This window comes from Pontibacter sp. GD7, from assembly GCF_058216375.1.
The window spans coordinates 64286-83100 of sequence record NZ_JBYZMP010000012.1 but is presented as its reverse complement, the minus strand read 5'-3'; the positions used below and the strand labels follow the sequence as shown (position 1 = coordinate 83100).

The 18815-nt window shown below is 42.2% G+C and carries 7 protein-coding genes; 5 read left to right on the top strand and 2 right to left on the bottom strand.

Annotated features, from left to right (window positions below; translation table 11 throughout):
• The first annotated feature begins 358 nt into the window (after positions 1-358).
• From AC4BAP_RS16650 to AC4BAP_RS16640, 3 genes are all read left to right on the top strand, one after another.
• A complete protein-coding gene (locus tag AC4BAP_RS16650) occupies positions 359-9685 on the top strand; it encodes a LamG-like jellyroll fold domain-containing protein (protein WP_490583802.1) in 9327 nt (3108 codons plus the stop codon).
• Positions 9686-9762: 77 nt separating this feature from the next.
• Positions 9763-11895, top strand: coding sequence for a cadherin domain-containing protein (locus AC4BAP_RS16645; RefSeq protein WP_490583801.1), 2133 nt, complete (start codon positions 9763-9765; stop codon positions 11893-11895).
• A gap of 48 nt (positions 11896-11943) precedes the next feature.
• Positions 11944-13281, top strand: coding sequence for a PorP/SprF family type IX secretion system membrane protein (locus AC4BAP_RS16640; protein ID WP_490583800.1), 1338 nt, complete (start codon positions 11944-11946; stop codon positions 13279-13281).
• 94 nt (positions 13282-13375) lie between these two features.
• Here the strand turns inward: AC4BAP_RS16640 and AC4BAP_RS16635 are convergent, their stop codons facing one another.
• Entirely contained in the window at positions 13376-14314 is a 939-nt protein-coding gene (locus AC4BAP_RS16635) for a DUF808 domain-containing protein (RefSeq protein ID WP_490583799.1), read from the bottom strand.
• 796 nt (positions 14315-15110) lie between these two features.
• Here AC4BAP_RS16635 and AC4BAP_RS16630 point away from each other — a divergent pair.
• Positions 15111-15995, top strand: a complete 885-nt coding sequence (locus AC4BAP_RS16630; RefSeq protein WP_490583798.1) for a hypothetical protein — start codon at positions 15111-15113, stop codon at positions 15993-15995.
• 12 nt (positions 15996-16007) lie between these two features.
• Positions 16008-16484 carry a hypothetical protein gene (locus tag AC4BAP_RS16625; RefSeq protein ID WP_490583797.1) on the top strand — a complete coding sequence of 159 codons (477 nt, stop codon included), beginning with the start codon at positions 16008-16010 and terminating at the stop codon, positions 16482-16484.
• 270 nt (positions 16485-16754) lie between these two features.
• Here AC4BAP_RS16625 and AC4BAP_RS16620 read toward each other — a convergent pair whose 3' ends face one another.
• Positions 16755-18242 (bottom strand): recombinase family protein, encoded by a 1488-nt coding sequence (locus AC4BAP_RS16620; protein ID WP_490583796.1) that lies wholly within the window; start codon positions 18240-18242, stop codon positions 16755-16757.
• Positions 18243-18815: the final 573 nt, after the last annotated feature.

Genomic DNA, 18815 nt, shown 5'->3' with positions numbered 1-18815 from the left:
GCCTGTGCTGTTATTATAAAAAGCAGTTCGGGCAGATCCTCTGAAAACACTTAGGCAGTAATCGTTGATTTAATTCACTTTATTTCTATTGAATGGTATAAGTTTACTCCTTCACTAGCATTTTCTCATACTCCAATAGGTATTCTCTTTTTAGCAAAAGCAGAAATGGAAAGTTTTTGTTTAAAGCGAAAGGGGATGTCTGTCTATATCTTTGTTCTAGCACCATTATATAAATGGATGTGCCAGAATAATTTTACAAGTAAAAGAATTTTAAAGATTGAATAGTAATTGACCTCAGGGCTTCTGTGGTAAAACCAAATGAGTACCATATAGTCCCTTAATTCTTAACCATACCCTTATGAAACACCTCTACCTACGGACAATTTATTTGTTTGTTTTCTCTTTCTTCATTCTGGGAGCGCAGCAGGCTTTTGCCTATAACTGGTTCTATAGCATTAGCTATAACCAATCTCAGGGCAGGATTTATATCACAGCCGCTGTAGATGAAGACGACTGTTGGTCATGTGCTAATGACTATCTGAAGGACATGGACATTGACTATAGTTTGGATGGAGGGGCCACTTATTATAATATCTTAAGGGATGCGAGCAGAGGCAGCCGTATGGGCTCCTGGAATAACGGTATGATTGTGAATAACGGTTCAGCCTGGGATGGTGATATTGATAAGCAGCATTACTATATAAACGTACCCGCAGATTGGATCGGCAGAACGATCAAAATCAGGACTTACTATAATTGGGGAGATAATGATGACCCAAGCGGTCATAAGTATAATGATTTTAGCATTCCGATACTCATTGCACCTACAATTGCCTCTTCCAGCTCCAACGGAGAGCAAACCAGTACTGTAATAAACTGGAATGAGGCCAATGCGAATGGCTACCCTACAGGTAACATTAAGTATGAGCTATTAAAGAACGGTGCACTTTTGGCTACCCTCAATTATGGGCAAACCAGCTATACAGACAATACCACGTTAGATAAAACCAAATATAACTATCAGGTTCGTGCACGGTTAAGCCTTTCTGCTTCAGGTGCATATTATTATAACACAGGTGCTGCGAAAGAGGTCTGGAAAAACCCTAAGTTGGCTATTACACCAAGTTATGCCGCCTGCGATACAGGCGTGAAACTAACCTGGGTAGCACCCTTGCTAGACAATACCTACAAGTATAAAATTACCCGCAGCAGCCGCGCAGATTTTAGTGCCGGCCTTTATACGTTTAACATCGATAACATTGCAACCACTACTTACTTCGATGATTCTGACCTTGGGCATCAGGCGACAAATTACTATAAAATAGAAGTGCTGAACGCGAGTAACCAGGCTGCAACTGCATTAACATCCGGCACGGCTTCTATTGTTACTAACTTTTTGCCTGCTGTGCCCACAATTACACTAACTAATAATGTTAACAGCTTCCTTGTATCCTGGACGGGTTATACTTGCTCTAACATCACAGATTTTGAACTGATCAGAAAAACCTATCAGGGAAGCAGTTTGATAAATACGCAAAGTATCATTATCGCAAAAGGGACATTTACTTACGATGACACCAACCTGCAAGCCTGTAATACTTACGAGTATCAACTTAAGGCGCGGAATTCATTTGCTAATTCCTCAAGCAATATTCTAAAGCAGGCAGTTTCTGATAATATCGCAGATGCTTTTGCAATTTCTAATGATGATAAAACTAATCCGCAGCACCAGTTTTACAACCACGATTACCGGTTTAAGGCATCTAAAGGTTTTTATACCAACTATGTGCAGCTGCAATGGGATGCCAATTACAAAAGCCGCATTCAGAGCTATAATATCTATCGCAAAATTGCAGGCTCAAACTATACAAAGGAGTTAATAAAAGTGGTAGAGGGCGGAAGTGCCACCATTTGGACAGATGAATATACCGAAGCCAACACTATTTATGAATATACTATAGAAGGTGTGGCTGCCTGCGATGGACAGCAGATACAAACCCTGCAGGCAACAGCCCTTGGTTTTAGAGCCCCTTACGGTAATGTAAGTGGCCGTATTACGTTTGCAGGCGGACAAGGTGTAGAGAACGTTGAGGTGCGTGCCCGTAATACCGAAGGTGCCGCCGGTAAAGCCATCAGGTTTAAAAACACAACCACAAGTTTAGATATTAATGCTTCTGCCGTTTTCTGGCCAAGCGAACAAGGGTGGGCATTTGAGGCATGGTTGCGACCAGAAAATGCAACAGATGCTTACACGCTATACGACCATTTGAAAGATAACGCAGGCCTTAAAGTATACTTTGATGGTACGAAGTATAACCTACAGTCTGGAACAGAGGTGGTAAGCATTACCCCTGCCGGACTTCTAAAAAACAATGAGTATACGCACATTGCTGTTAGCTTAAACACAGTTACGCGCCAGGTGCAATGGGTAGTGAACGATTCTGTGTTTACAGTACAGCAGTTAACAAATGCGTTTGTGCCTAATACAGATCAAAACCTGTCTTTGGTAGTTGGTAACAACCGTGCTAAAGATTCTGGCTTTAAAGGTGTGGTTGATGAGGTCAGAGTTTGGAGCAAAGCCCGAACCGCCAAAGAAATGGTACGAGACCACAGCCGCTATCTAGTTGGCACCGAAGCAGGCTTAATTGCTTACTGGAAAGCCGACGAGGGGTTTGGAGCAGCTTTGTTTGACGGATCTAAGTTTGATAAAAAGTATAACGAGAACCACGCCAAGCTAAGCGGCACTTTCGAGTGGACAAACACTATTCCAACAGAGAATCAGTTGGCCAATGTTGCCTACACCGATGCCAAAGGCGATTATAAAATGACTGGTATTCAGTTCCGTGGATCTGGCGAGACCTACGAAATTACCCCGATGCTGGGTGTGCACCAGTTCGACCCAACCTCTATGCAGTTATTTATAGGTGAGGGGTCTTTAAGCCACAACGGCAAAGACTTCAGAGACATCTCATCCTTTATTGCAAGAGGTATGGTCCGTTACAAAGGTACTTCGTTCCCGGTGCAGGACGTACAAGTATTAGTTGACGGGAAAGTACTTATCAGTTCAGACAACAAGCCTGTGGCATCTGATGCCAAAGGTGAGTTCGTAGCACAAATCCCAATAGGAAAGCACACATTGTCGTTTGTGAAAAACGGGCACGTATTTGCCAATTCGCATTGGCCGGCCCAAAACCAAACATTCGATTTCCAGGAACACCTGCGCGGCACATTAGAAATTATCGACACAACAAAGGTACTATTTGTTGGCCGCGTAGTGGGAGGGCAAATCGAAGAGGCCAAGCCGCTGGGTATGGGACTTTCGGTAAACAATATCGGGGAGGCCAACATTGTATTGGAGCCAGAAAAAGGTGGTGATCTGGATGAAAGCCCAACTATCTACCAGTCAACGCTAACACTTAAGACAAATGTGAACACAGGTGAATTTAGCGCCTGGATAATTCCCGAGAAGTTTAAAGTAAATTCAATTACAACGGTTAACACCAGATCAGATGGCGGGCGTTACAGTTTTGGAACGCAACCTATTTTAGATTTAAGTCTTCCTGTACAATCTTTTAAATGGGAATATAAGCTTAACGATAATGGCGTTAAAGTAGACTCAGCTAAGTACCATTTCTCCAGGAAATTTACACCTGCTGATGTTACGCCGATGTATGCAATGAACGATGGAAAGGTAATTGGCGAGGAATCCATTAAGCTGGATGAAAAGTCTCCTGCAATTGACCTTTCAAACAAACCGCTGGGTCATCCATTGTTTAAAATGGGTAAAACTTATTCTTTCCCATTAAGCTTTTTTGAAGAATACGAGAACGCTGATTCGAAAGAAAAAAGTCGTGTACCTATTACCAATGCATCCATCAGAATAAATAATAACTGGAAAGCAGGATCTCCGGGAGAGGACCTTGTACTTAGCAATAAACAAGGTGTGCTACAGTATTCATTTAAAGCAGGAGCACCTAATTTAACTGCACCTTATACATCCGATATGAATGTAGCCGTGAAGATTGGTGAAAAGCCTTATACTTCACTAGAGAAGCAAACCGGATTTGTGATGGGGCAAACTACTTCTGGTTCAGGTTTCCTGACAAAAGGCCCTGATGTTGTCGAGTTTGTATTGCGTGACCCTCCTGGGTCTGGTAGCTATTCTTTTATTGCAAAAGGTTCCGGCACTACTAAATCGACATCGGTAAGCAGAACAGATGGTAGCACGCAGGAAATTAATCCAACGCTCCACTTAGGTATGAAAACAACGGTAGCTACGGGTGTGGGTGTAGCATTTCTTTCGGATAGCGACGCCAAGCACCAGGTTTCAAATTCAGAAGTAATTAGTGAAAAACATACCAGCAACGGTGATTTTGTTGAGACCATTGAGATTACAGAAAGCTGGCAAACAAGTTCTAATCCAGACATGGTAGGCAGCGATGCCGACTTGTATGTGGGTAGAGCCATGAACTTTATCATCGGCAAAACTGAAAACTTGGAACTCCTGCCGATAGATGGCGCTTTTGGCCAATTACCACGCTCAACAGCAACTTTCAATTTCGGTGGCAAGCAATATGCTTTAGTGCGACGCCAGGGTATAGCAGCTGCGCAAGATAACTTTAGCACACGCTTCATGTACTCTCAGTATCATATCGAAAACAACCTGATTCCTGAATTGAAGAAATACAGAAATAGTCTGTTGCTGAAAGGTAACGGTGTATTTGTATCTAAAATTAATAAGGATGATGCCCGCTTTGGTGCGGATAACTACGATTCGCTTGCATTCCCGACCAACTTCCTTAAAAAGAGTACAACTGGGGTTGCAACACGTGGTCAGTACACAGGTCCTAGTTATACATTTAACCCAGTTAAACTTAGCGATCCGGATTCTGTGTATATACTTAACCAGCAAATTGCCTTATGGGAGAAGGCAATCCGTGACAATGAAAAGAATAAGGTAGATGCAAAACTAAGTACATCAAAGCCCGAAAATGTTTCTTTTGATGGCGGTACATCTTATACATGGGAGAAAAGCCTGAATTCGGAATGGGGTACCTCGCATACATTCGAAGTTACGGCAGATGCTTCGCTGGAGGTAGTTACAGGATACAGGTTTAATTCGTTCGGTCTGGAGCTTAAACTAAAGGCTGAATATAATCACGCTTTATCCGGTACCACCGGCGAATCACAAACCAAATCCATGACCTACGGTTACGTGTTCGCTGATGGCGATAAAGGTGATTACTTTAGTGTGGATGTAATTGATCCATCGAAACTCAATTTTACAAGCAAAACAAATGACCGTGTAAATTGGGAGGATTACTATGAACTGAGAGACGGCCAGAAAGACCATAACAACGGTTTCTACTCTCCGATGTTCTATACCCGTGGCGGGCAATCATCTTGCCCATACGAGGGCGGCGAGAAGACCAAATACTACCAGCCGGGCAAAGAACTGAACGCAGCAACACTTCAGCGCGAAAAACCAGAAATCTCAGTAGAAAACGCCATCGTTACAGGTGTGCCAGAAAACAATGCTGCCGTATTCCGCTTAAGACTTCGAAACAACAGCGAGTCGGAAGAAAACATGTGGTATGGCATTCAGATCGATGAGGCTTCGAACCAAAGCGGCGCGATACTACAGATTGATGGAGCTTCGCCTAACCGCGCGTTCAATGTACCTTATGGCAAGACGATCGAAAAAATCCTGACAATTAAGAAAGGACCTGGTGCAGTATTCTCTTATGAGAACATCGGCATTATACTTTCATCTTTGTGCCAGCCGGAAGAAATTGCCGATACGGTAAAAGTGTCTGCATACTTTGAGCCAGCCTGTACGCCGGTTAAACTTTTAGCCCCATTGGATAACTGGCTGGCCAACGTAGATTCTAAGGGTGTGCTGCCAATAACAGTTAGCGGTTACGATGTAAACCTTGCTACCTTCCAGCGTATCGAACTGCAGTATAAGTCCACGGCTTCAAATACATGGGCTACCATTCACAGATATTATAATAAGCAGAACGATTACGATGCAGCTATTGCCCGTGGAGAGCAGGCAGAATATATAAATGGTAAAACTACCATTAGCTATAACTGGAAAATATCTGAACTGCCAGATCGTAACTACGAGGTAAGAGCAGTTTCTTATTGCGCGGATGGCTCGGTGAGCTACTCAGATGTTAGAAAAGGTCTGAAAGACGAAATACCTCCGTTGGTATTCGGAACACCGCAACCTGCAGATGGTATACTTTCTCCGAACGACGAGATCATGATCCAGTTTGCGGAGCCTATCGAAGCTGGCTTAATTTCTAAAAGTAACATCTCTGTACGCGGTGTACTTAACGGTTCGGACAGAGCACACGGCAGCTTCCTGAGCTTCGATGGCCAGCAGGCGTTTGTAAAAATACCTGAAGGCATGCGCCTGGACAACCGATCGTTTACGATTGAGTTCTGGGCCAGAATGGCAGCTGGTACACCGGAGAGCATTGTATTTACGCAAGGCGATGGAAGTAGCGCTATAAACATTGGATTTGATGCAGCCGGTAAACTTTATACGGAGTGGGGCGGCAACCAACGTTTAACTGCAAATCAAGTAATGGCTACCTCTACCTGGAACCACTATGCGGTGAGTTTTGATGCTGCTTCTGGAAATACTAGCCTGTACGGCAATGACAAAGCGCTTGGTGAGGCAAGCTTCACAAGAGGGTACGAGGGTACAGGCCAGATTTATGTAGGTAAGAACTACGAAGGAACCAAAGCCTATGCAGGAGATTTATACGCGCTGCGAATTTGGGATACCTATAAGAGCCGTGACGAAGTATATGCGTTGCAGTCTAAAAACATGAACGGCACGGAGCGTAGCCTGATTGGTGCATGGCCGATGAATGATCTTGCCGGCACCGGTGTGAAAGATGTTGCCCGCGCCTTGCATGGCGTATCTACGGCACAATGGGTGGCCGAGCCTGCATCAAAAGCTGTTAAGTTTACTGGTAACGGTTACTTAACAGTACCGAGCGGACACGCGCCAATTACCAAAAATACTGATTTCACACTCGAGTTCTGGTTTAAAGCCGGCACTGATGCCAAAGAAACAACGCTGTTCTCGGCCAGCCTGGTAAACACAGACATGCAATGGTCTTTGGATATCGATAACAAAGGAGGCATTTTCCTGAAGCAGCAGGATGTTCAGTTTAAAGGTGTTGATAATGATGTGTTGGATAACAAATGGCACCACCTGGCCATGGTAGCAGACCGCAGAGGTAATCTGTCGTTTTACATGGATGGTGAACTGAAAAACTCACGTAAAGCCAACACGCTGGCAAACCTTACAGCGCCAGCTTTATACTTTGGTGCCCGTTACGCAGTAGTTTCTGTTAGCGGTTCACCTGTTACTACTATCGATAGGCACTTTAAGGGTAATCTTGATGAGATCAGGCTTTGGAATTCTGCCAGAACTGCCGAACAGCTGAACAGAGCCATGCGCAGCAAGCTTGCAGATAACTTACCTGACCTACAAATCTACCTGCCTTTTGAGACTTTTGTAGATAATAGTGGTGTAATGGTGTCTCAGAATTCTGAAAAGGAGTTTAGTGGGAAGACCACAAATACGGTTGCGGCATTCACAAATGTTGCCTACACCGCAGAGTCTCCGCTTATTGACAGACCACAACCTGAGCAAAATGTTAGCTTTACTTATGTTGTAAATCAGGACAAGATTTTGATCACCCTGAATGAGCCGCCTGCACTTGTAGAAAAGACCAAACTGGACATAACGGTTCAGGGCATTATGGACAAAAACAGCAATGCCATGCAAGGTGCCAAAACCTGGTCTGTGTTTGTTGATAAGAACCAGGTGAAATGGAATAACACCCAATTACGATTCGAGAAACAGCTTTACGAGCCGTTGACTTTTGAAGTGGAAATTGTAAACATGGGTGGCTCGCAGGAGAACTTCAGCATTGAAGGCGTACCAGGATGGTTAACACCGCAGCCAGCAACAGGAACAATAGAGCCAAACAGCAAGCGGATTATCAAATTTGTGGTGCAGGAAAGCCTTAACATAGGCAACTATACAAAAGACTTATACTTGCGCACCGGGTTTGGATATGACGAAAAACTGGCGCTAGACCTGAAAGTGTTTGCTGTATCACCGAAATGGACTGTTAATCCGGCTAACTTTGATAAGTCGATGAGTGTGACAGGCCAGGTGAAAATTAACGGACGTTTTTCAACTAACCCGGATGACAAAGTGGTGGCGATGGTTAACGGCCAGGTACGGGGCGTAGCTCAACTGAAGTATGTAAACGGATACGATCGCTACATGTTCTTTATGGATGTGTATGGCAACGTGAATGAAACTGAAAAAGTGAATTTCAACATCTGGAATGCTAACCTTGGTGTAGTGCACACAGATGTAACTCCTGCCTCGTTAACCTTCCGCGATGGTGAAATTTACGGCTCACCGGCAGATCCGCTTATACTTGCTGCCAACAACGAAGTATACCAGGACATCGCCCTGAAAAAAGGATGGAACTGGTTATCATTTAATGTGGATGTGGCGAACAAGGAGATCAGCAATGTGATAAATCCTGCGCTGCTTAACACAAGCAGTATTCTGATGTCGCAACTATGGACAGCTGATTACTCTGGTAACTCTTGGTCGCCGCCAGGCAAGAAGTTTACGAACACCGACAGTTATTTATTAAAAGTTGATGCTGAAGGAATGCTGCGTTTGAAAGGCGGTTTATTGAATCCGGAGAACGAGCGCATCACGCTGAAGAAAGGATGGAACTGGGTAGGTTATACGCCGCAGGCCAGCATGCCGGTTAAAGATGCACTTGCAGGGGCTACACTAAACAGTGGCGACATGATTAAAGGCCAGACTGGTTTTGCCATCTACGACGCTTATATGGGTTGGATCGGAAGCTTGGCATACTTAAAAGGTGGCGAGGGATATCGTGTTAAATCAACTAAAACAGCAGACGTTGTATTTACCTTCCCGAAAGCATCCGTAAACTCGGCGCGTGTAAGTAAGTCAGAGGAGGAAAGAGCATTTGAGGCTACCAACTTATTGTATACAACGCTGGTGCAACCACATAACTTCAAGTTTAACATGAGCCTGGTAGCCGAGGTTAACTCAGGCAATGTGCAGGAGGGAATGGTAGTTTTGGCAACAAGCAATGCCGGTGAATATGTTGGTTGGGGTGTTGGCCGTAAGGTAAACGGTAAAGTATTGTTCTTTACAACTATCTATGGCAACCGCGAACTGGACGAGGTAAACTTTGCCTACCATGCACCAGACGGAAAACTGGTTGTGGGTCTGAATGAAAAAGTGAAGTTTAGTAGTGAGCAGGTTACTGGCTCGTTAGCAACTCCTTATTTACTGACGACCAATGGGAAAATTCCGGCCGCTTTACCTGCTGTTTCGGCTACCAAAGTGTACCCGAATCCATTCTCTGAAAGGCTTTCTTTTGCCTGGGTTAACACTCCGGGAGAGCAAACCACGCTTGAACTTCTTGACATCACAGGACGCAAATTGAAAACCATCTACAATGGTGCTCAAAGCGTGGAGACAGGTATGTTTGAGTGGGAGGGAAGAACGCTTACTTCGCTTCCGGCGGGTATGTACATCGTTCGCCTGACGCATGGTAACAGCCAGGAGATCATAAGAGTGGTTAAAAAGTAAGCTAATCCTGAAATGTAAATCAGAGCCTGCTCCCTAAACAGCATACTTAGAGGGGCAGGCTCATTACTAAAATTATTATGCGGAAAAATATACGCTATATTATAAGTGCCTTAATCTGCCTGATCTCTTTACAGGCCAATGCACAAGCTCCGAACTGGTCGGTAAATGAGCGGGACTTTCAGTACCAGATGGCCGTAGTGGGAGTAATTAACCTGGACGGCATTGAGTCGACGGACACGAACGACAAGCTTGCCGCTTTTATTAATGGTGAAGTCCGTGGTGTAGGCCAGCCTGTATACCTTGCAAACTATAACCGCTACGTGGTATACATGAATATTTACCACCACGATGGAAACGGAACCATAAGCTTTAAAATTTACGACGACAGCCAGAACAGGATAGTAGACCTGGAGCAGACGGAGAATTTTGAAATCCAAAGCTTAAGAGGAAACACGGAGGCACCGATTGCCTATTCTTTCCCTCGCTTAAGCAGCGAAGCGAACATGCTTACCTTTAGTTTGCCCAACCAGTCAAGTGCTGCAATCAATGGCACAAATATTTCGGTGATAATGCCATTTGGCCAAAACCTGAGTAACCTGGCTGCCAGCTATACTACCTCGCCACTCGCTAAAGTATCGGTGCAAAATCAAGTGCAAACCAGCGGTACTTCCCTGAATAACTTTAACCAGCCGGTTACTTATAAAATCATCTCGGCAGATGCGACTACCGTTAAGAACTATACCGTTACAGTTAGCTTTGCGCCCGCAGAGCCCCAGGGCATACTTTTGAGCAACGCACAGATTAGCGAGTCAGCCCCAACAGGAACTACGATTGGAACTTTAAAAGCTATAGACCCTGATGGGTATGGCACATTTACCTATACTTTAGTAGCAGGTGCCGGAGATACGGATAACAACCATTTTAAAATAGAAGGCGATAAACTGCAGCTTAAAACCAAACTGGACTACGAGACCAAGCAGGTTTATACTTTTAGAGTGAAAGCTGTTGACGAAGTTGGCAATGCAGTGGAAGTAGCCCTGCAGGTTGCCGCTCTTAACGAGAATGATGAGAAGCCACAGCCAGTAAGCGCGTCTATCAACATCCCGGAGAACCAGCCTATTTCTACTTTAGTGCATACTGTAGCTGTAACCGATCCTGACGGCCCAAGTAATTTTACCTTCAGTATTTACGATGGTAACCTTGATGGTAAATTCTCGATCCATGATAAAAAAGGGGAGATTCGTGTGTTGCAGATGATGGATTATGAGAAAGATAAGAGGACATACGATCTTACCATCAGAGTTTCGGACGGAATCAATGAGGGCTTCGCTGACATTACCTTCGAACTGCAGAACGTGAACGACGAGACTCCTGTAGTGGCAGAAAAAACACTATCTGTAAAAGAAACGCTTGCCGTTGGTTCTGTAATTCATCAATTATTCCCGACAGATGCTGATGGGACTGATACGTTCTTTTACAGGATCTTGAATGCAGCCAGTATGCCATTTGCGATTGATGCTGACGGTATACTTACAATTGCATCGGCGTTGGATTATGAGAAAGTAAAAGCTTACGACCTTAAAATAGAGGTAAGCGACGGCCTTAACAAGAAGACATTCTCATTCCCTGTGAACATAATCAATGAGAACGACGAGGCCCCTGTGTTGACAACCACATCAGTGGAGGTTGTTAATTACCTAGCGCCGGGCACCGTTATTTTACAGTTAGAAGCAACTGACGCTGATAAAGACGGCTCTCCGATTACGTTCTCTTTGGTTAATCCAAGTAATGTGTTTGAGCTGTCTGCTGATGGCAAACTTTCCATCAAACAGGTGCTTGCCTTTTTGAATGAGCAGGTTTACAAATTTAAGGTTGCCGTTAGCGACCAGGTGAACAGATCGGAAGCAGAAGTTACCGTGAATGTAAAGGATGACGGAGAGGTTGAAATGGAAATCTCGAACATCATCACGCCTAACGGAGACGGGTACAACGATTTCTGGGAGATCAACAGAGGCTACCTGTATCCTAATTACATCTTCAGGGTGTTTGACATGCGTGGGCAGGAAGTGTTCTTCAGCAAAGGCTATCGTGCAAACTTCTGGGACGGCACCTACCAGGGTAAAAAGTTGCCTACTGGGGCATACATTTATACTATACAGTCAGCTGACAAAAAGAAATCATACAAGGGTACGCTTAATATCATTTACTAAGCACAATCTTTTTAAAATTAACACAAGTCTGATAAGCTCTTATTTATTATGGACGGGAAAAAAATAATTGTGCTGTTGGCACTCCTTGTAACCGCAGCCGCAACCAAGGCGCAAACTGTGCAAGACTACTTTTTCAAAAGCTGGGATCTAACCTATATTTCGCCAGCCGCATTAGCAGCTGATACAAGTATGATAGGTAACATGACCTATGGCAGGGATGCAGTTGGAGGCGTGCAGACTAACGTTGGCGGCCAGGTGCAATTACATACAGGTTTTGAAAGCGGTCACGGCGTGGGTATTGCTATGCAATCGAGCCGTACAGGAATATTTACCAGCAATAGCATTGGCGCTGGTTACGCCTATCGTGTGCGGTTGTCGGAAAACCAGTCGCTTTCGGCAGGAGGGCGATTTACATACTTTAAGTATAGCCTTGATCGTGCAAGTGTTGTACATAGCAATGTAGATGATCCTGTGCTTTACGGTGATATGTTTCAGCAAAGCAGTTTATTGATCTCTACAGGATTACTTTACCAGGTTGGCCAGTTTAGATTGGCTGTAAATGCACCGGATATGTTGCCAATTGAAGGCAGCCGGTACACAAAAAGAAAGTTAAACGTTTATGCTGATTATAGTTTGCAGGTAAACAATTGGGAAATCCGACCTAACCTATACTTTGAAAGATTAGAAGCATTGGGAGATTGGTTTGAATCTGGGCTTTATGTAAGCTACGACAATAGAATTGCTGCTGAGATCAGCTATACTTCCGAAAACGCACTTCGGGGCAAAGCAAGTGTAAACTTTAACAAAATAACGGTAGGTTATGGTTACAATGCAGGCAAAACTGGTAAAGAAGGTTCCGAAAGTCAGATTGGGCACCGGTTATACATTGGTTATAACTTTGGCAACCTGTTTGCCAGCAGCAAAGCCCGTAAGGCACAGGAATTGAAGGAAAAAAAGAAACTGGAGACTATACTTAATGACCAGGTGCAACTGATAAGTGATTTTCAGTCAACACTTAACCAAACAGAAGAAAGCCACCGCAAAATGGTAGATGAGCAGGAAGCTGCTAAAGCTGCCGAGGCTGCCGAGAAGGAAAGACTGGAAGCTGAGAGGTTGGCAAAATTAAAATCGGAAAGTAAAGAAGGAACAAAGTCAAAAAGAGGTTACTATGTGGCTATAGCTTCGTTTGATACCATGCGTCGTGTGAACATTTTCATGGCTGAGTGTCAGGAAAAGGGCCTGGAACCTAGAGTGATTTATATACCTCACGAGAAAAAATACCGTGTATATGTTGGTAGCATTTCCAGATTCAGTAAATCACTTGAAGTGAGAGACAGGTTGCGTCATCAGGGCTTTCACGATAGCTGGGTATTTGAAATAAAATAAGCGTTACATCATCAACCGAAGTATACTACAGCCACCCTACAAAAGGGTGGCTGTTTTTATTAGCGATCCCTATATCTTTATAAGGCATTTGTTATTATGCAGCCTTTGCCGGAGATTTCTTAAATATACTTTGTGCCAATGCAACAAGCTTTGCAATAACTGCCCCTAACAGTATTCCTCCCAAAGCAAGTATAATTACCTTAGCCAGCCAGGCAATAAACGGAACACCGGAAAGGGCATGCTCTAAACTCTCCAGCGGGTGGTGTAAAAACGGTAAGCCGTGCGCAATGATTTCCGCACCTACCCACAACATAGCTGCCGTACCAACATAACCCAGTATGACCAGAAACTTAGGCATTGACTTTACGATGTTGCGCCCAATTTTACGTGTAGTCGGATGAAATTTTTCCTGTGCCATGTGTAAGCCAATATCATCAGCTTTTACAATGAGGGCTACAAATCCATAAACAGCTATAGTTATAAAGATAGCCACGCTCAGCAACACTGCAATTTGAGTTATAAGGGTGCTGTCGGCTACAGTGGCATAGGCAATTGCCATGATCTCTGCGGAAAGTATAAAATCGGTACGAATGGCGCTGCCCACCCGCTCTTTCTCCAATTCCTGTGGGGTTATCACTTTCATATCCTCGGTTGGCTGATCGTTGGGCTCATGGCTTTTGCTGAACATGGAGTGTATTTTCTCATAGCCCTCAAAACATAAAAAAGCCCCGCCTACCATTAGCAAGTATGGTATAACACCTGGTGCAAAGTAACCTAGCAGCAGCGCAGCCGGACCCAGAAAAATAGCTTTATTAACCAAAGACCTTTTAGCGATCTGGTATATAATGGAAAACTCACGCTTGGGATCGAGGCCAACTACATACTTTGGCGTAACGGCAGTATCATCGATCACAATACCTGAAACTTTACCTGTTGTTTTAGCCACTTGCGTGGGAACGTCATCCAAACTTGCCGCACTAACTTTTACAAGTGCTGCCACATCATCCAAGAGAGCGAGTAATCCTGTCGCCATTATTTTTTATCGAATTAAAACTTGATCAGACTTATACTTTCCGGGGTAATAACACTTTTGCCCGATCCTAAATATAGGGCAAAGAATCTGGATAGCAATCAAAGGTAATCAGTACGTAGGCGAATAAGTATAGGGTTTTTGAGGTAGGTGTGCTTTGATGTGAAGAAAGTAGATACGAAGAACTCCAAACTGGGAGGGGTTTATCTTACAAAATATGTCACCAAGTATAAGGCTGAGATTAAATGTCAGGTCTGGGACTGCTCCAAGTCTATCTTTGCGCTTTATACCGATTTCTATACTGATTATAGCTTCTTAGAGGAGCTATAAAGGCTTAAGAAGGATGAGATAAAAGAAGTGCCGCTCGAGTTCTGCACGCTTCATCTAGTGCCTTTAGATAAGACCACTATAAAGTTTTATGACAGACTTGAGAACAAGAATAGAAAAGTTTTAGAAAGTCTGGTTAATGAGCAAGTTACAGATAGTAACGGTTAAGATCGCTTAGTTAGGCAAATGCAGCCTAAAATTACCCATTTTTGAGTATTGGGGGAGAAAGACAGGTGGCATACATTTGTTACTTTCTAAAGTTGATATTTTACCTCAATAATCTACTTGTTCGACATACTTAATAACCTGCTTCTTACTTGGATATAGTTTGATGACTATGTCATTATCATCAAAAATCTTTTAGCACATGTGTTAGTCTTTTATAATTACAGCATTCAACAGTTAACCGTGCTGGTTGAAAGTTTAGATTTAGAGGCTAAGAGCTTAATTTTTTCACCCTAATATTTATAAAATGAAAAAACTCTACTTGTTGTTTTTTGCCCTCCTGACCGTAACCTTTCTGCAGGCTCAGGATATCATCACCAAAACTGACAGAACTGAGATTAAAGCCTTAGTTACTGAAATTTCTGATGAAACAATTAAATACAAACTTTTTGAATTTAAGGAAGGTCCTGTATATAATCTTAAACGTGCTGAAGTACATAAGATAGTATACTCAAATGGCCGTGAGGAATTGTTTAGTACGTTGCAGTCTGCGCCTAAAAATACAGAAGCAACAGACGCATCAGTAGGTGCTAAGGTTAATAATTTGCTCGGAAAGATAGGTGAACAACCAGTATCAAGGACGCAAACCACAGCAGAAAAGTTAAACCGCACATTTATCGGTGTATCTTTCTCCAGACAGTTAACATTCTCTGAAGATAGTTATGACTTCGAATCAAAACCGCTTTTCGGCTTTAATGTGCTACTGGAAAAATACATTGAACCCAAACAAAGTAGTGTTCCAAAAGCCCCTTCCACAGGTTATGGTTTAGCCTCAACAAATTACTTTGGATATTCTGAAACCATAGGTAATGAAACCTACACCGGATCGCGTCATTACGTTACCGGTTACTTATTCAAAGAATTATCGGTGAAAAACATTGTGACGTTTGGTGGTCTGGCGGGTGGTGGCATGTGTTATACACGTGGCAAAGCTGATGAGAACAACAAAGTAAATGCGGGTGAATCTGCAGGAGTATTCGGTGGTGGTGCCCATCTGGGCTTATTTGCGCAGCGGTCCTTAACAATGGGTGCATCTGGCAAGCCATCCACGCTTGTTCGTTTTGGTTATGACATGTTTTTAATGTCTAATGCAAACGGTACACTTGGAGCAAATATATCTATAAGCTTTTAATTTTTATTGAATATGAAAAACAGATCAATTTTATACTCTCTTATAGTCCTTTTCTCATTCACATTTTTTGGTTGTGTAAGCGATGCCGAAGAAGACTTTATGTTGATTGCTGAAAAGATTAAAAACGGAGACTCTGGGAGCAGCGGCTCTTGCCCTGTAGGCATGTGGAAGACTTCTACCTGTAATGGAGCTGGATCTTTAATTTACTTCTTTGGTAGCAACGGCGAAGGTTATTCTGAGAATCCTGACTGTAACGGCATTTGCTCATCACTTAAATTTCATTTTAAGTACACGGTAAGTGGTAATACTATTACATACAATTTTACCCGTACTGAAGATGTGTTTTGCTCTGGTAAAAATCAAGGTCGTCCTGCTGTTCCTTCTGGAACTTACACTATTACTTATACTTGCCAGAAGAGTGGAGCAGAGCTTTTAACAGAAACCTCAACTAACGGAGTTAGAAAGACAACCCTTTTTACACGAATGTAAAGCTGTTTCAGCAAGTTTCTGTAGGATCTAGCTAACTACTGTTTCCCTGTTACAACAAAAAAGCCCTGCAGATTTGATTCTGCAGGGCTTTTGTACCCTCAAGCGGACTCATGTCGAACTTTTTTGTGGAGGATTTAGAGAAGATTATCAGATTCTATGATGAACATGAACATCTCTTTTCATAGAAGCATTTTAGGTTTATGAATCTCAATTAAACAAAAAAGGGAACATCTTATGTGTTCCCTTTTTTGTCTTGAGTGTAAAATATTACTATGCAGCAATTGAGTATGTTGGTGAGAATTGGGCTTGTAGTTTATACATCTCATTGATTTTTAAGCCCTCAAATCCCTTTTTGTCTTTATCGTAGGTTAAGCCATCTGTAATGACTGTTTTCAGAAAAGCTTTCTTTTCATACGTCTTTAATCTTTCGTAAAGCAGAATAGGATTTTCTAAAAGCGACATTACTTTATCGTGTATGTTTTTGACCTTTGGCACTTTTAGATTAATCATGTCACTCTTAATAATGTTAATCTTGGTCTCCGTTTCTTTTTTTATTTTTCGATAGGTGCTTTCATCAATATCGCCGTCCAGTTTGATAATTAAAAGGTTTTCAAGCCTTCCTTGTAATTTTGCTAATTCATTCTTTTTTAGGCGATGCTGTTGGATTAAGTCAGCATATCTTTCGTTGTACTTTATGTCTATAAAATCTTGAATAGTTTTTGTATAAGCACTATTGAGTTCAAAGCTTCTTAACAGTTGGAAGCCACTATTATGAACGTGTTTCCCCGATACATTCAGCTTACACCCATGATTGCATTTGTAATATGCTATACCTTTTGTTACATAGCCCGAAAGATTCTTATGGCACTTATAGCACTTTAAAATGCCATTCAAAGGAGTTTCATCTTCATTTGTTTTCTTTTTCTTTTTCAATGCTCTCTTGTTTAAGAGCCTCTGTATCTGTTCAAACTCGCTAACACTGATGATTTTTTCATGCTTACCCATTATATAAGGAATACCTGCATCCAGCAGAGTTTTATCGACTAATTTGCCACAGTATATCGGTTTCCTTAGCAACTCACCTAAGTATTTTGTGCCAATTACTAAACCAAGACTGGAAAGCTCAGCGTTTACCTCAGTTATAGTCTTCTTTTGTAATATAAGCCTGAATGCTTTCTTCATCAAAGGTGCTTTCTCAGGACATAACTCAATCGAAGGGAACAACTGATTGTTTTCATCTAACTTTCCTTTTCTGGAACTGGTAACGTACCCTATTGGAGGTTTGCTGACAGTTACTCCCTGCTTTAACTTTGCCAACCTGCTGATAACGGTGATTTCTTTCCGCTCCTGGTTTTCCTCGTTTGCTTTTAAGAACTCCTGAAACAAGCTCATTACACCTTTATCGTCTTCGGACGATAGATTACCTCGTTGAACGTGAAGGTGTATTCCCTTTCCTTTCAGTTCCATCAATTTAGTACTCGCAACAGGTAGATATCGTGAGAATCTGCTGGCAGATAATACTATCAAAGCATCGTACTTATTTCTTTTATCTGTAAGCTTCTTCATCATCTGCTTGAACTTAATGTTTTCTTCTTTTGCACTTTCGTAAGCCGATTCGTGGTGTATAACCTGAAAGCCTAATTTTTTGGCATAGTCGGTACAAATAGTGAGTTGAGTATTCAAACTACCGTTGTCGAGTTGTTCTTGTGATGATACCCGTGTCCAAATCAGACATTTATTTCTGTTTATTGTTTTCATTTTCTTCCTCTTCCTCCTCTTCTTCTAAGAAGATATCTATCGCTAATTGTATAAGTGTTTCTATCCCTATCGTGGTCTCCATGATTTCCATTGATTTGCCACTTATAGAAATTTGATTGAGAGTTGTTTTATTTTTTTTTTTGAAATATTTACGATGTGCTGAGACTACTGAATTAATAGAAACTTCTGCGTGCTACATGATAAACTGTATTAATGAGAAAGCTTCTTATGTACTTAGTTCTTCTTTTCGTTATATTGTTCATTAAAGAGCATTTAAATTATTTATGCACTTTATACATTGAAAAAAGGATAAGTTTGAAATTTTCACTAATTGATTTCAAATATCTGAAAGAGCAATTTTTAACCTATGTCATCAATATGTCTAACCACTCTATTTAGGCTGTGAAAGTCGATACAGCAGAATCAGCTAAACGAGAAGATGTTTGTAGTGATAGTAATGATGTCTTCTTATAAGTGATGCAATGCGCTTATATGAGGTAGTATTGAAGGTTATGTATAGACTAAACTGATTAACCGATTTTATACAAGATAATGATATATTATACTTACTTA

Coding starts and splice junctions, on each gene's coding strand:
- AC4BAP_RS16625 (WP_490583797.1), top strand. CDS start 16,008: ATGAAAAACAGATCAATTTTATACTCTCTTATAGTCCTTTTCTCATTC.
- AC4BAP_RS16640 (WP_490583800.1), top strand. CDS start 11,944: ATGGACGGGAAAAAAATAATTGTGCTGTTGGCACTCCTTGTAACCGCA.
- AC4BAP_RS16645 (WP_490583801.1), top strand. CDS start 9,763: ATGCGGAAAAATATACGCTATATTATAAGTGCCTTAATCTGCCTGATC.
- AC4BAP_RS16620 (WP_490583796.1), bottom strand. CDS start 18,242: ATGAAAACAATAAACAGAAATAAATGTCTGATTTGGACACGGGTATCA.
- AC4BAP_RS16635 (WP_490583799.1), bottom strand. CDS start 14,314: ATGGCGACAGGATTACTCGCTCTCTTGGATGATGTGGCAGCACTTGTA.
- AC4BAP_RS16630 (WP_490583798.1), top strand. CDS start 15,111: ATGAAAAAACTCTACTTGTTGTTTTTTGCCCTCCTGACCGTAACCTTT.
- AC4BAP_RS16650 (WP_490583802.1), top strand. CDS start 359: ATGAAACACCTCTACCTACGGACAATTTATTTGTTTGTTTTCTCTTTC.